The following is a 20,004-nucleotide window of genomic DNA, read 5'->3' on the forward strand; positions in this document are numbered from 1 at the left end:
TTACTATTGATTGGTACTTTGAAATTATAACCAAGTTTATTTCCATTTGAAGAGCATCTTTTGTCCAAATATTGTCTTTTTATATCTGGGAACAATTGTGTATTTGTCACTTATATTAGCCCAAAAACAATAAACTACCATCTTCTCGTATATGCAATTGTTGATTTACAAAATGGGGATAATATAAATCTTTCAACTTCGACGTTATTATTTTTATTATTTGATTATTCATACGCAGAATGTAATTGAAACATGCATTATGAACTACTTTCAACTATTGATGCATTCCACTTCAATTGTAAATTATTAAAATGATTTCTTACAAATTTCTTAAATTTTTTGCCAGTGTCCAAGTTAAAATCATTGTTCGTAATTTACTTATAATCACTTTAATATCTTTTATCAAGATATTTTGAATAAATATTTATCAAATTTTTATTAATATTTCCAATGTATAAGAATTCTAAACTTCTATCCATAAATCAACTACATTCCTGCTTTCTAATAAATGAAATCTTCGGAACAATCTCATCAGAATTCATATGATTTTTTGCTAAAAGGTTTGATCTATTCCAAATTACTTCTAAATTGAAATTATATTTTTTGGATAAAGTTTGAAATCATAACAGTTGAATGCTGAGAGCATGATGCTATTGAATAAAATTTCCATCGCCATCAGAAGAAATTGAAAATTTTCTAATTTATAACTTCCCTCATAATCTTGAAGTAGTTTATTGTTTCCTCTATTTAATAGCATTTTTATCAAATCTCTGCACAAAAATTTGACTTTTCTCCTTTCCAAAATACAAAAGAACTTCCGTCACTATTTATTATTCCTTTAACTTGATCGCAATTTTCCGTCGATTTCATTTACTTTTATATTTGAACCAACTGGTGCACCATAACTTGAATAGTACTGCATATTAATGTATGAAGGTTCATTTGATTTATAACTTGCATCCAAAGTACTAAAATGTTCCCATTTTCATTCGAATAGATTAATGGAGAATGCTTAATATCGTTGTAAAGTCCATTTTTTCAGAATTGTTTTGAATCTTTAACTATGGTATTAATCAGTTATCCTATGAAAAAATTCAGGTGTGGCGAGTAATAGAGATGCAAACAATTAAAATGATAAATTCGAGTTTTCATAATAACTTAGAAATGATTTTTAAATCATTAATTACATTTAAATAACTCAACAAACAAATAACATAAATTTTTATTTATTTAAGTTCAAATATACTATTAATTGTATTATCTAAAATAATAAATATCATCAATAAATGGTTGTTTTATATCACCCTAATCCGCAAGGCCTAACATATCACTTACTTATAAAGCTATTTTTTAGAAAAAAATGTATCCGACTGGCTGAACTTTAGTATTACTATGACATCATTTGCTTCTGCTACTTCGTTTATGATTTGATGAAAGAATGAATTAAAAAAATTAAATTATTCTCTGTTCTTCAAAATGAAGTAAATCAATCATCTGTAAATATTATATGATCTAAAACCTATATGTTAATAATCTTACCTGCCTCATCTAATTTCTTAGTTATTGAAATGTCTTCTCTTGATGGTTCCAAATTGCCGAATGGATGATTGTAGGCTATTAAAATACTTGAACAAGTTGCGACACCTGCCCTCGAAATTCTTCTCTGGGATGGACTAAACTGTTATTTAACAATCCTTCTGATATTATCTCAATGCCGATAACCCGATAACTTTGCTTAATCAAACACAAGCTTTTCTTTAGAAAATTGAAATTCTCATAGATTGTAGACGGAGATGGGATTTTTAACCTGACGTTCTTTAAGCTCGGGATATCTTTCAATCCTCGTATCTTAAATTTCCAAGTAATTGTTTTAATGCATTGTTTCATCTGATGCTCCTTTTGATTATGATTGATATTGAGTGGATTAGGTTAGAATAAAAGCCCTTCTTTTAGGAAGGGCTAAATCTGGATTATAAATATTTACAATTGATTATTTAATTAAAAGCATCTTTCTTGATTGAACAAAATTACCAGCTTTTATTTGATAATAATAAATTCCGCTACTTAGATTATTTGCATTAAATACAACTTCATGATTACCGACTTCTATTGATCTATTGACTAATTCTTCAATTTCTCTACCTAATATATCATAGACTTTTAATGTAACAATACTTTTTTCTTGCAAACTGATATGTGATTTTGGTTGTTGGATTAAACGGATTAGGTAATTCTGATCTAACTTATATTCAGTGGGAATTGAGTTTGTTATATTTTTTATACTCGTCGGTGAACTTATTACTCCCAATTTTATTTCTGATAAGTGTTTGAAATATATTGTATAGTAATTTTCATCAACTACTTTTCTTATCCCTTCAAAATCCGGTTCTAATCCATTTTCTGCGAAAAATGGGAATAGTAAATCTTTACTATAATTTAATAATTTCATTAATGAATCAATATTGCTTATAGGTATTTTAAGATATCCTTCTTTGTTTTCATTAAAATAATAATATTCAAGAGGATTGTGGGATCCGGACGTATCTCCAATAACATTAAAACTTAGATATAATACTTCAACTATTTCTTCTGTTTCTGGACTATCTATTAATCCATTTTCACACATTCCATTCAGCATAAATTCTATTTTAATATTCTCATTTAGACTTCCTTTAGGGAAAAATAACTCAGCATTAATTAAAGAGTTATAATAAGGTTGGAAAGCTGAATATTGATTCGGAATATTAAATTCAGGAAACTTCATAGTTTGGCCCTCAGAGAAATTTCCTTGTTCAATTATAAGAGGAGTATGTGAACTGTCGCAATTTGGAAGTGTAATTTTGTAATCGATATTTTTTAAAATTGCGGAAACAACAAATGATAGTCTTTCTGCAAATTTAGAACCTGAGAAACAATTATCTATAGCTTGTACACTCCAATAATATTTTCCGTCCGGTAAATTCTTTAATGTCCAAAAATTATTTAGATTCATATTACCTATACTTACGATTTTTCTATAACCAGTATTTATGTCGGACATTGGTGAAACTATGTCAGTTCCATCCGGAGTGCTTCCAACAACTAAATTATATGATAACCCATTTTGAGGTGTTTCTTTATCATTACTTTTATCCCAGCTAAAAGTTACATCATTTCCATTAATAATTACTTTTAAGTTTGAAGGTATTGATGGAAGTATGTTTAGTTCTTTACAATTATTACGGTAAATTTTTGATATTGATTTATTTACTGATAAGCCTGATAATAGAATATCAAGATCTCCATCATTGTCATAATCACAAAATAATGAGGGGCCAACATTTATGTTTGCTAATTCAAATTGAGTTTGTAATGTAAATGTGTTTTCCGGGAAATTATTACGATAAATATTTAATACAGGGAAATGATCTGGTAAACTTGAATTAGGCGTATAGTTACCAGCTAATAGAATATCTAAATCTCCATCGTTATCATAATCTCCCCAATCTGCAGAACTACTACTATTAAATTCAAAATTGCCGTAATTTCTGAGTATACTTATAAAACTATAATTATGAAGCGAACCTGACATTAGTATATCTATATCTCCATCAATATCATAATCACCGAGTTTAATAGAGCATGACTCGCCAATAATCCAGTATTTTGTTATTTTCTCTAAAAATAAATCAGATCCTTCATTACTGTATATTTGAAATATGTAGCTGTCCTGATTATTATCGCCTCCTGCATATCCGCCGATAAGAATATCCAAATCACCATCATTATCAAAGTCTCCCCAATGAGATGATCCTTCAACACCAGTAATTGCTATTGATGATTGATGCGTAAAAGTATCATTGCCATTGTTTCTATAAATTCTTGAAATAGGTCTATCTGAAATGAGGATATCCAAATCACCGTCATTATCATAATCGCCCCAACTACAACTTCCAATTGTACTTAAAGTAATTACTAATTTTTCTGAAAAAGTAGAATTCCATTATTTTTGTACATTACCATTTTATCGCCAGCTGTAATAAAAATATCAATATTACCATCATTGTTATAATCAACCCATTGAGCAGAACTTCCTCCTTGCAGGGTTATTGAATTCTGTTCAATAAAATTTGATTCTCCATCGTTTCTGTAAATTATTGCTACCTCATTATTATCATCGGTTTTACCTGTTAATAAAAGATCAAGATCATTATCATTATCATAGTCTCCCCAAGCTGCCAAACCATTACTTGTTCCAGTAATTGAAATTAAGGTATCTTCAGAAAATTCTAAAAAAAGTTTACCTTTAGTAAAACTTTTTACTTCTGCAAATTCCGAACCTGAGAAAGAATTATCAATTGCCTGAACGCTCCAATAATATTCACCTTCAGGAAGATTTTTAATTCTCCAACTAATACTAGATCCTGTATTACCACTAAAAACTATTTTTCTATAACCATTTTGAATATCCGACATAGGTGACAAAATATCTCCAAATTCCGGAGTTCTCCCAATTTTTATGTTGTATGTTAATCCATTTTGTGGTGTTTCATTATCCGTACTTTTATCCCAAGTAAAAACTACATCATTTCCAATAATTTGTACTTGTAAATTTGGAGGTATAGACGGTTTTTCATTTTTTGCTATGCTATTATTTTGATAAATTTTCGAAATATTTTTATTTGCTAAGGTTTTGCCAGTTAAAAGAACGTCAAGATCGCCATCATTATCATAATCAGCCCAAGCAACTGCACCATTTCTAATATTTGTTAAAGAAATGCTTGTATTTTCAGTAAATGAATTTTCAGGATAATTATTGTCATATATTTTAGCAGCAGGATTAATATTATAAATACCACCATTCCCTGTTAACAATATATCAAGATCACCATCGTTATCATAATCTCCCAAAGCGATTGAATTATTTGATGTTTGTAAACCAATAATGTTAATTGAAGTTTGTTCGGTGAATGTATTTTCCGGAAAATTATTTCGAAATATTTTTGTACCGTTTTTAGCTCCATTTAATTCACCTATCAAAAAAATATCAAGATCACCATCATTATCATAATCTCCCGATATAATTGAAGTAATTGTACCGCCAAATGGAATAGTTATTTGTTGAGTGAATGAATTATCTGGTAGATTATTTCGATATATTGTAGCAAAATCAGAAAAATATTCAGATGAAATTAAATCCAAATCACCGTCATTATCATAATCGCCCCATGATGCATTACCATCGGGAAATGACAGCCAAGTTTGTTCCTTGAATTTGTTATTTCTATCATTTCGAAATATTCCTGAGGACAATAGTATGTCAAGATCACCGTCATTATCATAATCACCCCAACTTCCTCCTGCACGAGCTGGTAAATAATTACTATTATTCAGATCAGTGAAAGTATTGTCCCCGTTATTATGGTAAATTAATCTATATGGAGTAGAAGGCCATGTATCACCAAATAATAAAATATCAAGAAAGCCGTCATTATTATAATCTCCCCATTTTGCAAAGCCGCCGCCAACATTTATTAACTGAATAGAACTTTCATCAGTAAAATTATTTCCCCCATCATTTCTATAAATTTTGGTAACAGTATTATTATCTGTAAAGCCAGATAAAAGAATATCAAGATCCCCATCATTATCATAATCCCCCCAATCAACCGCACTTGATGATACTCCAATAAGTGAAGTTTCAGATATTTCCGTAAATAAAGGCTCACTAATACTATTGCTTTTGCAATGAATTACTATTTTTTCCAAAATAGTTAAAGTTGATTTTTGCGAAAATATATTTATTCTCAAAAAGAAATAAATAATTGATAAGCTAAAAATTAATGTTTTCATTTATATGTCCCTCTTAATTAAATTCCAAAATTAATAAGCAGCTGAATAGTCAGTTATAATTTTAGTATTTAAGAAATTTATTCTTCGGGAGAGAAGTACTTTGTGGTTAGTTGAATTATTTTATGATTCAGCAATCTTATTTTCTTACTCTCTCGGAGTAGGAAAATTACATATTGTAATAAAGTATTAATTTCAATTATAATCAATGATTATATTATTTTTTATATAAAATATTAAACTAAATAGATTTCGTGTATTATTTAATTGCATTTTTTTATGGGAGAAAATCATATTAAAAAAATAAAATATTATAGAACATTTTGGGTAGGTTATCCGATCAGATAATCCTTTGCTCTACAAATGAAGTAAATCCATCATCTGTAAATATTAGATGGTCTAAAACCGATAAGTCTACTATTTTACCTGCCTCAACTAATTTCTTAGTTATTGAAATGTCTTCTCTTGATGGTTCCAAATTGCCGGATGGATGATTGTGAGCTATTATAATACTTTAATATTTTGCGATTATCGTTCCTCGAAATACTTCTCTTGGATGGACTAAACTGCTGTTTAACAATCCTTCTGATATTATCTCAAATCATATTACTTTATTACTAGAGCTTAACCAAAAACTACAAACTTTTCTTTTAATTCTCCTGCAAACAGAAAATTGAAATTCTCATAGATTGTTGACGAAGATGTAATTTTAACTTCCTTATTCTTAAGCTCTGGATAAGTCTCACTGGTATCCTTAAATTTCCAAGTGATTGTTTTGATGCAATGTTTCATGTGATGCTCCTGTGATTAAGATTGTTATTTATTAGTTTGGTTAAAATGAAAAGCCCTTCTTTGTGGGAAGGGCTTATTAAAATTATATAATTTTTAGAATATACTATTTTATAAAAGCATTTTTTTTCTGTAAATTCTCATGCCAGCAATTTGTAGAAATAAACTCCACTTGTTAATTCTTCTGCACTAAACTCGACTTCATAATTTCCAGTATTTTGATATTCATTTACTAATGTTGTAATTTCTTTTCCTAAAATATCAAAGACAACAATCTTCACTTTTGTCTTTTCTCTTACTATATTTAACGGTATTGTATATTTTATTTTTGTTTTTGGATTAAAGGAATTGGGGTAGGCCCCAAACATAGCTTTGATCAGCACCTGCAAAGAGGTATGAACCACTAATGGCAAGAGTCTCAATTTTCAAATAAGAAAGCCCCGTGTAAACTTCAGTCCAATTATCTCCATAATCGGTTGAAAGATATACTTCGCCGCCTCTTGTTCCAGCATAAAGTGTTGAGTCGTTTACAAAAAGTGCGCGGATAGTAGTATTTGTTAATCCGGTATTTACTGTTGTCCAACTATTACCTTGATCAGTAGATTTGTAAACACCATTATTAGCATCTCCCGCAAAGAAATTTGAACCAATTGCAGCAAAACAATAAATATAAGCTACTGTAATTCATGTACTAACCCAGCTAGAACTAGTGTCAGTTGAGCGATAAATTCCAGCATCATTTTCTGCAACAAAAGATTAGAATCATCTGCAAAAAGAACATCAATCTGTCTTGCCGGTATATCAGCACTGACATTTAACCAATTATTTGCCAAAATCGTTAGAGAAAATTACACCAACACTATCATAGCGGGCATTAAAGGAAGCAAATATGCCGGTTTTATTTATACCAAAACCCGTTATTGTTCAACAGTTAGCTCCATTGGTTTATACCCATTGAGCAAAACTAATTTGGGTTAACATAAATAAAACGAAAATGAAATTTTTAAAAAGAGAATACATATAGAGTCCAACTGAAATAATAAAAATACGTTTATTAGAACAGTCTGCTTCACGAGAGAACATTTTTCCGGAATGAATTTACTGATTTTTTGTCTGCATTATAAATTCAAACTCTCCCGGAGTAGAAAAAAATTGACTTATGAAAATTGTAATATTTTAAAATAATAATTAATATTTTTGTAAGAATAAATTCAATTTTAGTAAAAGTAAACTCATAATATAAGAGATGAGATCTTTTCTAAAGTATAACATGCATCAATAAAACAAGAATAATTTTAAAAGAATAACTTTCTTTATCTTGTTATAATTTCCATATTCAATTTGTAACCATATCTTCTGCTATTTAATATATCTACCTATTCTTCTGTAAAGCTACAGATGTTACAGGAATTTCCTAAATTAACAGTTATGAAAAATTTAGAAGAATAAAATACAAAAAAGAAAACAGTACACCGGCGAACAAAAAACAAAAATATTACAGAAATTACTCTAAAATAATACTACATAAGCCAATTGTGTGAATAGTATTGTATTTGGCTCAACGACATATATAACTTGAAGAAAAAACTGCTCGAATCTGCAACAAATATTTTTGGTTTTAAATCCAACAAAAATAAAACATGTCCAGAGAACAGAAAAAAATCGAAAAATTAGAATAAAATGGATTGTTTTTATGGTTAGCTAATATTAAAATATTTTATAATAACTTATTCAAACAAAACTTTTGCAGAACTCATTATTGGTAAATGATTTCTTTGATATATTACAATATAATATTCGCCTTGAGGTAAATTTTCAAATTTTATTTTACTTGTTCCATCTAAATCGACAATCATTCCATTATATTTTAAGAAGCATGCTCTTTTTGCAACTGATGAATTTTTATCTACGCCTCTTCTTAATTCGACTAAAATCCAGTCCACAACACCATCCGGAATTTCTGAAACACATTCAGCTCCTTCATAATTCCATGGAGATAAACTGAAAGGTTGCGATTTATAAATAAGACCATTTTGGGATAGAGTCGAATTCATATTGTTTTCAGCAGAATACGGTCCCTGCAGAAATACTTTTAAATCAAGTTGAAGTGTTTTATATAAGTCATAGAATACAAAATACATTGAAGATTCATTTATACCATAATTATCTCCCAATGTTAAAGTCCCCGCATCAACATCTTTTTTCCATAAGTTAAAGTAATTTATAAATATATCTGAAACATAGATCTTTTGACCTGTATCTAAATAATTGTCGTAAATCCATGAAGGTGTTGGCAAACGATGGTCATAAGCAATATAGACTTCTGCGGGTCTGCATAAATTAAAATGAAAATCTAAATTGATAGTTTTTTTGTCGGCATTTGCAGTCTTTATCATGCTAAAATTACGATAATGATCCGGTATAGAAGTGATTGAGTAATCTCTGTCAGTATAATATGTACTCCCTTCATTTAAAGTTGCCACTTCATAATTCTCCGGATGTAAATCTAAACTGCAATAAGTAGTTACTTGTATAGAATTTGTTGGATTACTAAATTTTATCCACGTATAAACATTATCATTTGCTGTTAATTTACCGTGATACCATCCAGAAGATGAATTTTCCAATTCAGAAAACGAACTTTTCTCGTCCAAATCATTCCCTCCACTAAATTTTATGGTTTCCGGTAAGAGATTATTCTTTAATCTTATTATTAACGAATCAATATTATTGCTGAAATTAATATTGTAACCGGAACTTAATTCATTACAAGTTATATCGATATAGTCTGCTTCACTTGCGTAATATTTGTAGGATGATAAACCTTTTGGATAAATTAATAGTGTTAAATAATTTTTAGAAAAATTAGATCCATGTCCCGTTACTGAATTATCAACATGTAAAGGAATAATTGCACCCGAACGAATAAATAAGGGATATTGTTCAATTGAATAATTTAGATTTGCAGTTGTTCCACCGATATGCATATCATTTTCATTCCAATAATTAATCCAAGTACCTTCAGGAAATGTGATTGTTCGATTAGTATTATCTTGGTAGATTGGAGCAATAAAAAAATTATTTCCCAATAAATATTTCCAATCTCCATTCCATGAATTTGTATCCGGTGGTATTCCTCTTGAACCAATAGGCTCAATAATTGGATTTCCTGTTAAATGTGAATGAATATTATAACTATATAAATATGGTACAAGTTCATGATGAAAATTAGCATAATATCTGTAAATTTGAACAGCATTTTCATCAAAAAGCCACGGCTGATGGAAGGTATTTGTAGTCCCCCCATTTTCCATAATAGGTACAAGAGCGCCGAGTTGCGCCCATCTTAAAAATAATGTTTTATTTGGAATGACATTACTTTCATGAGAATATCCGCCTATATCAAACCCCAATGATGCATATCCGATATCAGCCGAAATGAAAATATTTTTAAGTGCATCTTGAAGTCCGATCCAAGAATGAGTTTGATCCCCAACCCAACCCGCAGAATTTGTAAAAATAGGTGCATACCAATATGGAGTTTCAAGTTGATCGCAATAAGGTCGGGCCGTGATCATTCCCTTATTGCCTCTTTTTTCAAGAGTATAATTATAGATTGTACTGTAATAGGCATTTGAATATTGTGTTGGAGTTTTACTGCCTGCAAATGTGGATATTGAGTTCATTTCCTTTAAATATGAATCACTTTCATCTACTTTCCAACCATCAACATTTAAGCTATCAAATACGTTATCCATCAAGTCTTTCCAAAACGCAACAGCTGAAGGATTAAAAAAATCAATATGACTTGCAATACCGTTGCCTTTCCAAAATTTTGTAGTGCTTCCGCCGTTGACAAAATAGTGAGCATTGTAGGCTTGAGTATAAAGAGGACAGTTTGTTGTAATAACGCCTGTTATCCATAGAATTACATGTATACCTTTTGCATTTAACGAATCTATAAATTTTTTGGGTTGGTTATATCTTTTGATATCAAAATTAAAAGTGTTGTAACCTCTATCACCATTATTATCGTTGGGAGCTTCCCAAGGACTATCAATAATTATTGCTCCAACCGGAATATTATTACTGAGATATCCATTAATTAAATTCCAAGCTGCATCTTTTGTATTTATTGCGTCTTCCCAAACCCATGGTTCAAAAACCCACTTTGGAGAAATAGGAGGATATTGTGATTGTCCATAAATTATTAAAGAAAAAATGTGAAAAAAAATAATTAAAACTACCTTTCTCATTTCAATTTATTTGGGATTATTTTTTAAGTTCTATAACAGATTTAAATAATTGTATCTGCTTCTGGAGAGAATTTATACAATTTTGAAGTGAGTAATTTGCTTTATAATTTCCTAATTCTATTCTCTCAGAGTAGTGAAAAATTATTACATGTATTTTGCAAATAATTTTAATTATTGTCAATAATAATATTTAGTTTTTATAATTCATTATTAAATATTAGATATTAAGTGTTATTTCTTCAATCAGCGAAGCTTAACAAACCATTGCTGAAAAGCTATTATTGAGGTAAGAGTTTTTAGACTGGCTAAACTGCGGAGCTAAATTTAGCAGTGAATATATTCCATCTCTCACGTTGCATTCATCACCAAGATTTATCAGCGGCAGCTTAAAATATAACATAGAAATACTTCTCTCTATCAGCTTAGGATGAAATGTAAAATGATCAGCTACAAAGCGATAAATATTTTCTTTAATACTGGTCTCTATGTATTAGTTATTTTTTAGATATTAAGCTTTAGATTTTTGGAGATGAGATTGGAAGGTTTATTTATAATTACAATAACCATCGTTACCATGAATCATTAAATAATGTTACTCCGGCCGATGTTTTTTTTGGAAGAAATATGGACATTGAAATATAAAGAAATAAAATAAAATGGAGGACTTTAAGGCTGCGAAAAAAAATAAATTTATTAACTAATTAACTATTTTTAAAATAACTGAATGAATAAAATCGTCTATTAAAATATTATTAAATTTGTCCATAACCTTTTAAGTACGTACAGTCAAAACCATTGTGGTTTAAAAAGTACTTTTAAAATATCTAAAGTTTATTGAAAGTTTATAAGTAGATAAGCCTGCCAAATTATTTTTTATGTTTTGTGCATTTTCTTTAAATATGTCTTTTTTTTTCAATCCTTACTCTTCACTTTACTACTACAAAATCATAATTTGGTTCACTACCCATTTCAAGCTCTAGTTTTCCTCCTTTTAACAATTCGCTTGCCGGAAATTTAAAGTCATTCAATTTTTCACCATTTAGTTTAGCCGATTGCACATATTTATTTAGCCGAGAAGTATTTTTTGCTTCAATTACAAATTTATCACCTCGTCCAAATTGTTTGCCAAGATTAATTTCTGTTCTTTTAAAAATAGGACTTCCAATTTCATATATTGGCATATTACTACAACCACCATCAGTTTGAAACAAACCTAAAGCTGCCATTACAAACCATGCACTCATTTGCCCTTGATCCTCATCTCCCAGATAGGCATTTGCAATACCGTAACCATAGTAACGCTCTAATATTGTACGGCTCCATTTTTGCGTAAGCCATGGTTTGTTCACCCAATTGAACAAGAAAGCAAAATGCATTGATTGTTGATTGCCCTGCATAATGGGGTAATCCCAATATTGGTCATTTATTCCATTAAATCGAGTTTTCTCACTTTCACTAAAACCCCAATTGAGGCGTTCAATAAAACGTTCTTTACCAATTGCTTCTGCCAGTGCGGGAACATCCTGAGGTACAAAAAAAGTTAGTTGCCATGCATTTCCTTCAACATAATGTTGATTTGCCCCGGATTTGTAAGCATCAAAATCTTGCAACCAAGTTCCTTTAGAATCTTTCATTCGTGCATATCCTGTTTTGGGATCGATTATATTTTTCCAATAGTTCCCACGATTTCGAAATGTTTTATAATCATTTTCCTTTCCCAGTGCTTTGGCAAACTGACTTACTGTCCAATCATCGTAAGAATATTCTAATGTATTTGAAAATCGTCCTTTGTCGTATGGAACATACTTATATTTTAAGTAAACCTCTAAATCACGATTACCGGCAAATCCACCACCAACAACTTGACCAGGAGTGGTTTGCATTTTTTTTACTGCTTCATACGCCTTTTCAACATTGTAATCTCGGATACCCATTTGGTAAGTACTAACTATCAACGGAATCTCGTGCTCTGCAACCATTACAGGAATATATTCCATTCCTGCCGGACCTTTTGCAATCCATCCGTTTGCATCATACATAGCCAATTGCGATTTCACCCATTTGTTGCTCCATTCAGGTGTTACCAAATTCCAGAATTGATTGAGATTCCAAAATGTATTCCAAAATGCATCACATCCTAATGCCGGTGATGTAGAGTCTACCAATTTTCTAATTCTTTCATCAGCATCTCTCCACTCTCCATTCACATCACTGAAAATATTACGACTACATAATGAACGGTAGAAATTATTATAAAATCGCATTTTTTCGCGTTGGTCATTAGATACAACTTTTACCCTTTGCATTAGATCATTCCAAGTATCAACATTATTTTTCCGAACTGCTTCAAAGTCCCAACCAAATGGAATAGTTATTTCGGTATTGAGATTTTCTTTTGCGTTTTCAATACTAACGTAAGAAATACCCGTTCGCAATTGAACAACATTGTTTTCTTTTATATCAAATTCAACTATTGCTCCAGCGTCTTTTGCTCCTTTAACTTGAAGTAATTCTGTATTCTCTTGAATTCCATTTTCCGTCCAAACACTAAAATTCTTAATTGGTTGGTCAAATTCAGCAATAAAATGAACAGTATATTCTTGGGAAATACCACCGCTCCAAGTATCAGGAGAAAGTTGATGACTAAAACCTTCTACTGTTTTTTCTCCTGTCCTTTTTATGTATACTTCAACCGAATTATAACTGTATTCTGCAGGAATAACTAAATCTAATAGAACACGAGAACCTTCTTTATCTTTCGGATAACTATAGCGCTGAAATCCACAACGAGTAGTTGAGGTCAACTCCGCGAGAATATTATAGTCAGATAACTCAACCTTATAATATCCAATTGGAGCTTCTTCAGTTGATTTATTTATTTTTGATCGGTAACCACTATCAACATTTTTTTCATCGCCAACATTAATCTGAATTTTTCCATTTGTGGGCATAGTTCCCAACCCTGCCATAGTCCATTCATGTATGTGCGAGAAACAACCAATTGACTCGAAAGTTGGCTCATAACCTCCCTGCCAATCATCATTCTGGTTATCTGGACTAATTTTTACCATACTAAATGGCATCCAAGGTCCCGGTGCTATCATCCACCGCGAGTGTGCGGTTCCAATTTTAGTATCCACATATTCAGCAGGTGTAATCTGCTTTTGCGAACTGCGAATAACTTTACCGGATTGTAATAGATCTCCATTAATAACTATTTCATAATTACTCTCGGTAGTGAAAGTTGTTATTGGCATTGGCGCTTCAAATATATAACGTCCTGATTCAATAATTTCTTTTAAAATTACATTATCATCAAGTTTTACAAGTAATTCCGGTTTTCCATTTATGTGTTCCAAATCAATTAACAAAGGTTGTACTGGACCGATTTCTGATTCAATTTCGTAATTTGCAGCAGCAACATTGCGAATATAAACATTATTATTTTCAGTTAACTTAACATCGCCGGGTCCCTCTAATTTTATTTGATCAAATTTTAACCAAGAGCCTTCAAGTATTGTTAAATTTATTTCGTTGCCGCCTGTTCTTAACAATCTATTTTCTAATGTAATTTCGATTAAAAATTCTGATGAATCGGAAATCTCTCCTTCAATTAAATTATTTTTATTTATAATTGGTATTCTATACTTCCATGATTGACCGTTGACTGTTATTTTAAATAATGGCAGGTCTTTTGAATTACAATCGAGAATATCAATAGTTAATTTCCATTCTCCATTTGAATGATCATCATTTAATCCAAAAAGAATATTCAATGTACTTGAGCGCCATCCTGATGTTCCCCAAGTTCCGCCCCAAGTATCACTTGTTCCCGGCAAAATATATGGCCAGTCTTTTTTCACATTGGAAGTTCCAATCAGAAAATATTTGTCTTCCCAACCAAAATCCTTTTCAATAAATCGTGTGTAATCTTTTGGGGCAAGAGCAAACTCATTTCCGCTATTGTCGTTTACTCCTATTTCCCAAATAGTTTTATTTTCTGGTGCGCATGAACATAGATGCATCCCTAAAAGAAAAAAAAATAGTATAATTTTTTTCATATTTTTTTCATTCATTTTTAATTAGCTGGAAATATTTTGCATGTATCAATTTACTAATTTACTTTAAATATTGGAGCCGTCATTAAGAATTGATCTTAATTCGTAAACTTCTCCCTTAATTAAAATTTATTTTTATTATCTCTATTTATTAATACCCCAGTTTTTATTGGGCTTATCAGATACTTCTAATTTTAGTTTTCCGCCATTTACAAATGTTATCCAAGAAAATTCAAATGAATCTAAGTCCTTATTATTTAAACTTGCTGATTGAATATAATGCTCATTTGTTGGATCGCCATCAACTTCAATAATAAATTCTTGTCCGGAAAAATATTTATGATCCAGTTGAATAGTAACTTTACTAAATTGAGGAACGATTATCTGGATCATTGGATTAGCATCACTACCACCTTTAACATCAAATAGTCCCATTCCGGCTAGTACATACCAAGCTCCCAATTGACCTTGGTCTTCATCTTGTCCATAACCATAGCCATGTATTCCATCGGTTCCGTAAAAATCATTACAAATTTGTCTAACCCATTTTTGAGTTAACCAGGGAGCATTAGAATAGTTGAAAAGCCATGAAATATGCAGGCTGGGTTGGTTCCCATGATTATAAACATTTTGTAAACCTGAAAAAGCATCAATCTGCTTACCTCCGCCAAAACCGGTTTCTTGTGCCATTTCAAAAAGTTCGTTTAACCTCTCATTAAATTTTTCTTTACCAATTTTTTCAATGAGACCAATTGGATTATGTGGAACATAAAAAGTATATTGAAAAGCATTGCCTTCCTGAAATCCACGCCAAGCTTCATAAGGGTTAAAATCTTTAATAAAATTTCCATTCAAATCCCGTGGACGGATAAATCCAGTTTCATCATCAAAAAGTTTTATCCAACCGGTTGATAACTTCATTAATCTTGAGTAATCATCATTTTTGCCAAGTGCGTGAGCCATTTGTGCAGCCGCATATGCACTAAAACTGTACTCGAGTGTATGCGATGCTGAAAATTGAGATGCTTCTGCAGTTGATCCCGTGTAATATGCATTAATTTCATCAAAAGGAACATAACCTTTTTCAATAAAAACTTTTGTATCGGCTTTTCCAACACCTTTAATACGGTCTTGCCAATCAAGCTCATTGCGCAAAACAGCAGAATAAGCATCTTCAATATTATAGTCTCTTAAACCTCGATTGAATGCGGAAGCAACAACTTGTCCCATAAAATTTGTTCCTACTCCTGAAACAAATTTAGATGTTGCAATCCCATCTGCAAGCCATCCGCAATCACGATAAATATCCAACTGGCAATTGATAAATTCATTAAAGTAATCAGGGTAAACCATTGCCCATAATTGTGTAAGGTTCCAGAATGCACCCCATACAGCATCAGTGTTGTAATGATTGTACTTAGGTTTACCTTTTTCATCCAAAGGAATTTGTCCGATTGTACTATTGTTTTTAACATAAGCCCCATTTACATCACTTGCCAATCCTCGCCCAAGTAGTGCATGATAAAGTCCAGTGTAAAATTTAGTTCTGTTGCTTTTAGATCCTCCTTCAATTGCAATCTTTCCTAACATATTGTTCCAATAATTTTGCGCTTTAGTTCGAGCAGAATCAAAATTCAGATTTTGAGCTTCAGTTTCAAGATTTATGCGTGCATTTGCAATGCTTGTGTAAGAAAGTCCAATTTTTATAGTAATTTTTTCACCTTCATGTGTATGGAAATCAAAATACATTCCGCAGCCCTCTCCTTGAACAGATTCAGATTGGTGAAATCTTTGTTCCTTTACAAATGAGCCAAAGCCGGAATGTTTTTTATCCATTTCAGCAAAAAAATACATTTTAACTGAAGCACCGGGTTGATAGTTTTTAACATATTCTGGAAATGTTTCTACAAAACCTTCAAGTGAAGTTTCTGAAACTCGTCTGACAAATGCATTTGCCACTTTTCCACTTTCTCCCTGAACATTTCCAACATCAAAAATTATGTAAGAATTTTTTGCTTCGGGGAAAGTGTATCTATGAAAAGCAACACGGGGTGTGGATGTTAGTTCAGCTATAACATTGTAGTCATCAAGTTTAACTCTGTAATAACCAGGTTCAGCTAATTCATTATTATGTGAAAATCTTGAACGGTAACCTTCATCTGGGGATTCTAATTTTCCAGCAATAGTTTTTAGATTGCCAACCATTGGCATTAATGATATTCCGCCTATCTGAAATTCATGAAAATTAACAAATCCTTCAATTGATTCATGACGTTGATCATATCCAGTTGCTTCCCATCCAGATTTATTTCCATATTGTCCATATGTTGAAGCTGCAGGTTTGGCCATTCCAAATGGATTAGCGGCTGGTGTATAAAAAAACCAACGTGAATGTGCCACACCAATATTGGGATCAACTTCATTTATCAAATTAGTTGGTTGAGCATAAACCATCTTAAGAAAAAAAATAAACAACAAAATTTTATTCATTTTTACCATATATTTTTTATTTTAAAATATTTCTTTTTCAAACATTTCAATTGCAACAAATAAAACTCCAGCAGAGCCTCTGAAAGTACCTGAACCTCGCGGCTCATTATTTATTGTATACCATTCAAAAAATCCGTTGTTTTTTAAAACTCTTTCTGTCATTGGAAGTAACTGTTCATAAGCTTTTTCAAGAAATCCATATTTAACTAACTGCTGAATCATCCTTCCGCCAAACCAAGTCCAGTCACCACCATTTTGGTATCCATAAGGATACATACCTTTATTTTTAAAGAATCCTTCTGGGTAGGCAGGATAAATTGTAAGTCCGATAGAGGTTGCTCCTGCTTTTTTTATTAGTTCAACCATTTTATTTATGGATGAAAGTATTTCATTATTTGTAAGTAACCCAGCTTCAATTGCAATGGTAGTACCTCCAAAATAATATATCTCGTTTTCATTAAAATCTTTTGGGAATGGAGAACCATTCAAATAGATGTGTGGAATAAACTTTTGATTATTTATATCCCACAAATGTTCACGGCAGTTTTTTATAAGTCTTTTTTTTACTGGTGACCATTTTGTTACTGTTTTTGGCAGCATTTCCATTAAATTGTCCAAAGCTATGATAAACATGGCATTGTCATAAATATCTATTGCACGATGCGTATTTTCATCTATGTCAACTCCCCAACTATGTTCTGGTTGCACATCGCCCCAATCAACAGTAGTTGCTCCCCAAATTAGACCGTACTCATCTGAAAAACGATTTTCAATTAAATAATCCATTGCCCATTCCATACGCTCAGCAACTGTTTTTCCTCTAATTATTTCATCTAGAAAAGCTTTATCACCTGTAAGGTTAATATATTTATAGATAGCTTGAATAAGTGAAGTTTCTTGGTCAGTTTCAACTGAATTTTTATGTCCGGCATAATTTGGTGCCAAATCCGAATATGTAAAATCGTAATTTATTTCTGTATCTTCACGAGGTGTAAATCCATCAATTATATTGCCGTCACTACCCTGCAATTTGAAGAAAATTATCAGATTTGCTTTTAACTCTTCAGCTGGATGAACTTTAGCTGCCAATTCAATAAATGTATTATAGTCACGGATCCAAACTTCTCTGTATCCATCCCCAGCATTAAAACCACTTTTCATAATTTCTAAAGCTTTAGCCTTTGTAAAAGCTATAGATTTGTTTGTATCCAATTTTGAGGCTAGTTCAATTTTAATTTTTTCGTTAGAAATTGAACTACATGCTTCAAAAACTATTAATAAAATTATTATAATAATATGTTTTTTCATTTTATATTCCCTTATAAATCATAATAGAATTTTTGTTCATGCTTTTTTTGCAACCTTCAAAGACGTTATTAAAATTACGGATACTGCTAATAACAAAACAATTATACTTGTTCCTACATTATACAAATCACTAACCAAACCCATTAATAAAGGTAAAAACGCCCCGCCAGATATTGCCATAATCATTAAGCCTGAGATTTCGTTAGCACGAGTTGGATATTGTTCAACTGTAAGTGAATAAATAAGCGGAAATATATTAGATAATCCTAACCCGATTATAAAAATAATTATCAAGGCCATATTTTCAGATGGAATAATAAAAAGTAAAGAGATTGATACTAATCCGATTATTGACGACCATATAAAAAATTTCCGAGAAGATATTTTAGCTAGTAAAATTGCGCCACCAAATGTTCCTAGCATTTTTCCAAAGAAATAAATGCTTCGTCCAGATTCAGCTAAGGTTTGTTCTGACCCAAATTTCGATAATAAGTATTGACCAGAAACTGAATTAACCCCAACATCAATTCCAACAATTAAAAATATTCCAAGTACCATTATGGCAATAAAACTATTTCCTAGTAACTTAAATGATGATATAAAAGTTGCTCGCTGTTCGATATTTTTCGTTTCTTCAATTTTGGTTGAAGTTAACCAAATAATTGCTATTAATGATACTAATCCAAACGCAAGAAAGAGAAACTTCCAATCACCATAATAGATGGCAAACCACCCTGCAAGTGGTGCTGCAATCATTGAACCAACCGATTTTACAAATTGTGATAAACTAAGATAACTTGAACGGTGTGAAGATGGAACAACATCAACTAGTAATGGATTGGCAGATACTTGCACAATGGTATTTCCAATTCCCAAAAAAGCAAAACCTGTGAGAATCATGGTGAATGAATAAAAGAAAAAAGGTAATAGCATTCCGATTAAAGTAATAAGTATACCTATGTTTAATACGTTTCGCTTTCCTATTCGATCTTGCAATATGCCAACTGGAACCGATAAAATAAAAAACCAAAGAAATACAACAGAAGGAATTAGTTGTACAAGTGTGTTGCTTAGTTCAAAATCGCTTTTTACACGGTCAACACCAATACCAACTAAATCACAAAAGCTTGCAACAAAAAAAGACAAAAGAACGGGAAGGATATACTTTAAAGAAATTTTTGATTTTAACATATTTTCCTTTTAAAAGATTTAGTTACATTTTTATTAACTGTGATTTAGTGCCAGAGTAAAAATTATCGTTAATCAATATAGCC

The 20,004-nt window shown here is 31.1% G+C and carries 12 protein-coding genes; all 12 read right to left on the reverse strand.

Annotated features, from left to right (window positions below):
• Positions 1-1,519: 1,519 nt before the first annotated feature.
• Complete coding sequence (locus IPK06_02830) at positions 1,520-1,657, reverse strand: hypothetical protein (GenBank protein ID MBK7978948.1); 138 nt, start codon at positions 1,655-1,657, stop codon at positions 1,520-1,522.
• 333 nt (positions 1,658-1,990) lie between these two features.
• Positions 1,991-3,895, reverse strand: a complete 1,905-nt coding sequence (locus IPK06_02835) for a T9SS type A sorting domain-containing protein (GenBank protein MBK7978949.1) — start codon at positions 3,893-3,895, stop codon at positions 1,991-1,993.
• A gap of 59 nt (positions 3,896-3,954) precedes the next feature.
• The gene (locus IPK06_02840) at positions 3,955-5,832 is read right to left on the reverse strand and encodes a VCBS repeat-containing protein (GenBank protein ID MBK7978950.1); all 1,878 of its coding nucleotides are present in this window, start codon (positions 5,830-5,832) and stop codon (positions 3,955-3,957) included.
• 337 nt (positions 5,833-6,169) lie between these two features.
• Entirely contained in the window at positions 6,170-6,307 is a 138-nt protein-coding gene (locus tag IPK06_02845) for a hypothetical protein (protein MBK7978951.1), read from the reverse strand.
• A gap of 146 nt (positions 6,308-6,453) precedes the next feature.
• Positions 6,454-6,621, reverse strand: a complete 168-nt coding sequence (locus IPK06_02850) for a hypothetical protein (protein MBK7978952.1) — start codon at positions 6,619-6,621, stop codon at positions 6,454-6,456.
• A gap of 137 nt (positions 6,622-6,758) precedes the next feature.
• The gene (locus tag IPK06_02855; protein MBK7978953.1) at positions 6,759-6,986 is read right to left on the reverse strand and encodes a T9SS type A sorting domain-containing protein; all 228 of its coding nucleotides are present in this window, start codon (positions 6,984-6,986) and stop codon (positions 6,759-6,761) included.
• Positions 6,987-8,345: 1,359 nt separating this feature from the next.
• Positions 8,346-10,874 (reverse strand): hypothetical protein, encoded by a 2,529-nt coding sequence (locus tag IPK06_02860; GenBank protein MBK7978954.1) that lies wholly within the window; start codon positions 10,872-10,874, stop codon positions 8,346-8,348.
• Positions 10,875-11,127: 253 nt separating this feature from the next.
• Entirely contained in the window at positions 11,128-11,274 is a 147-nt protein-coding gene (locus IPK06_02865) for a hypothetical protein (GenBank protein ID MBK7978955.1), read from the reverse strand.
• Between the two features lie 526 nt (positions 11,275-11,800).
• Positions 11,801-14,935, reverse strand: coding sequence for a GH92 family glycosyl hydrolase (locus tag IPK06_02870; GenBank protein MBK7978956.1), 3,135 nt, complete (start codon positions 14,933-14,935; stop codon positions 11,801-11,803).
• A 141-nt stretch (positions 14,936-15,076) separates the two neighbouring features.
• Positions 15,077-17,431 carry a GH92 family glycosyl hydrolase gene (locus tag IPK06_02875; GenBank protein MBK7978957.1) on the reverse strand — a complete coding sequence of 785 codons (2,355 nt, stop codon included), beginning with the start codon at positions 17,429-17,431 and terminating at the stop codon, positions 15,077-15,079.
• 12 nt (positions 17,432-17,443) lie between these two features.
• Positions 17,444-18,730, reverse strand: a complete 1,287-nt coding sequence (locus IPK06_02880) for a hypothetical protein (GenBank protein MBK7978958.1) — start codon at positions 18,728-18,730, stop codon at positions 17,444-17,446.
• Between the two features lie 36 nt (positions 18,731-18,766).
• Positions 18,767-19,921: an MFS transporter gene (locus tag IPK06_02885; protein MBK7978959.1), complete on the reverse strand. Its 1,155-nt coding sequence runs from the start codon at positions 19,919-19,921 to the stop codon at positions 18,767-18,769.
• Positions 19,922-20,004: the final 83 nt, after the last annotated feature.

This window comes from Ignavibacteriota bacterium (assembly GCA_016713565.1).
In the GTDB taxonomy this organism is placed as follows: Bacteria; Bacteroidota; Ignavibacteria; order Ignavibacteriales; family Melioribacteraceae.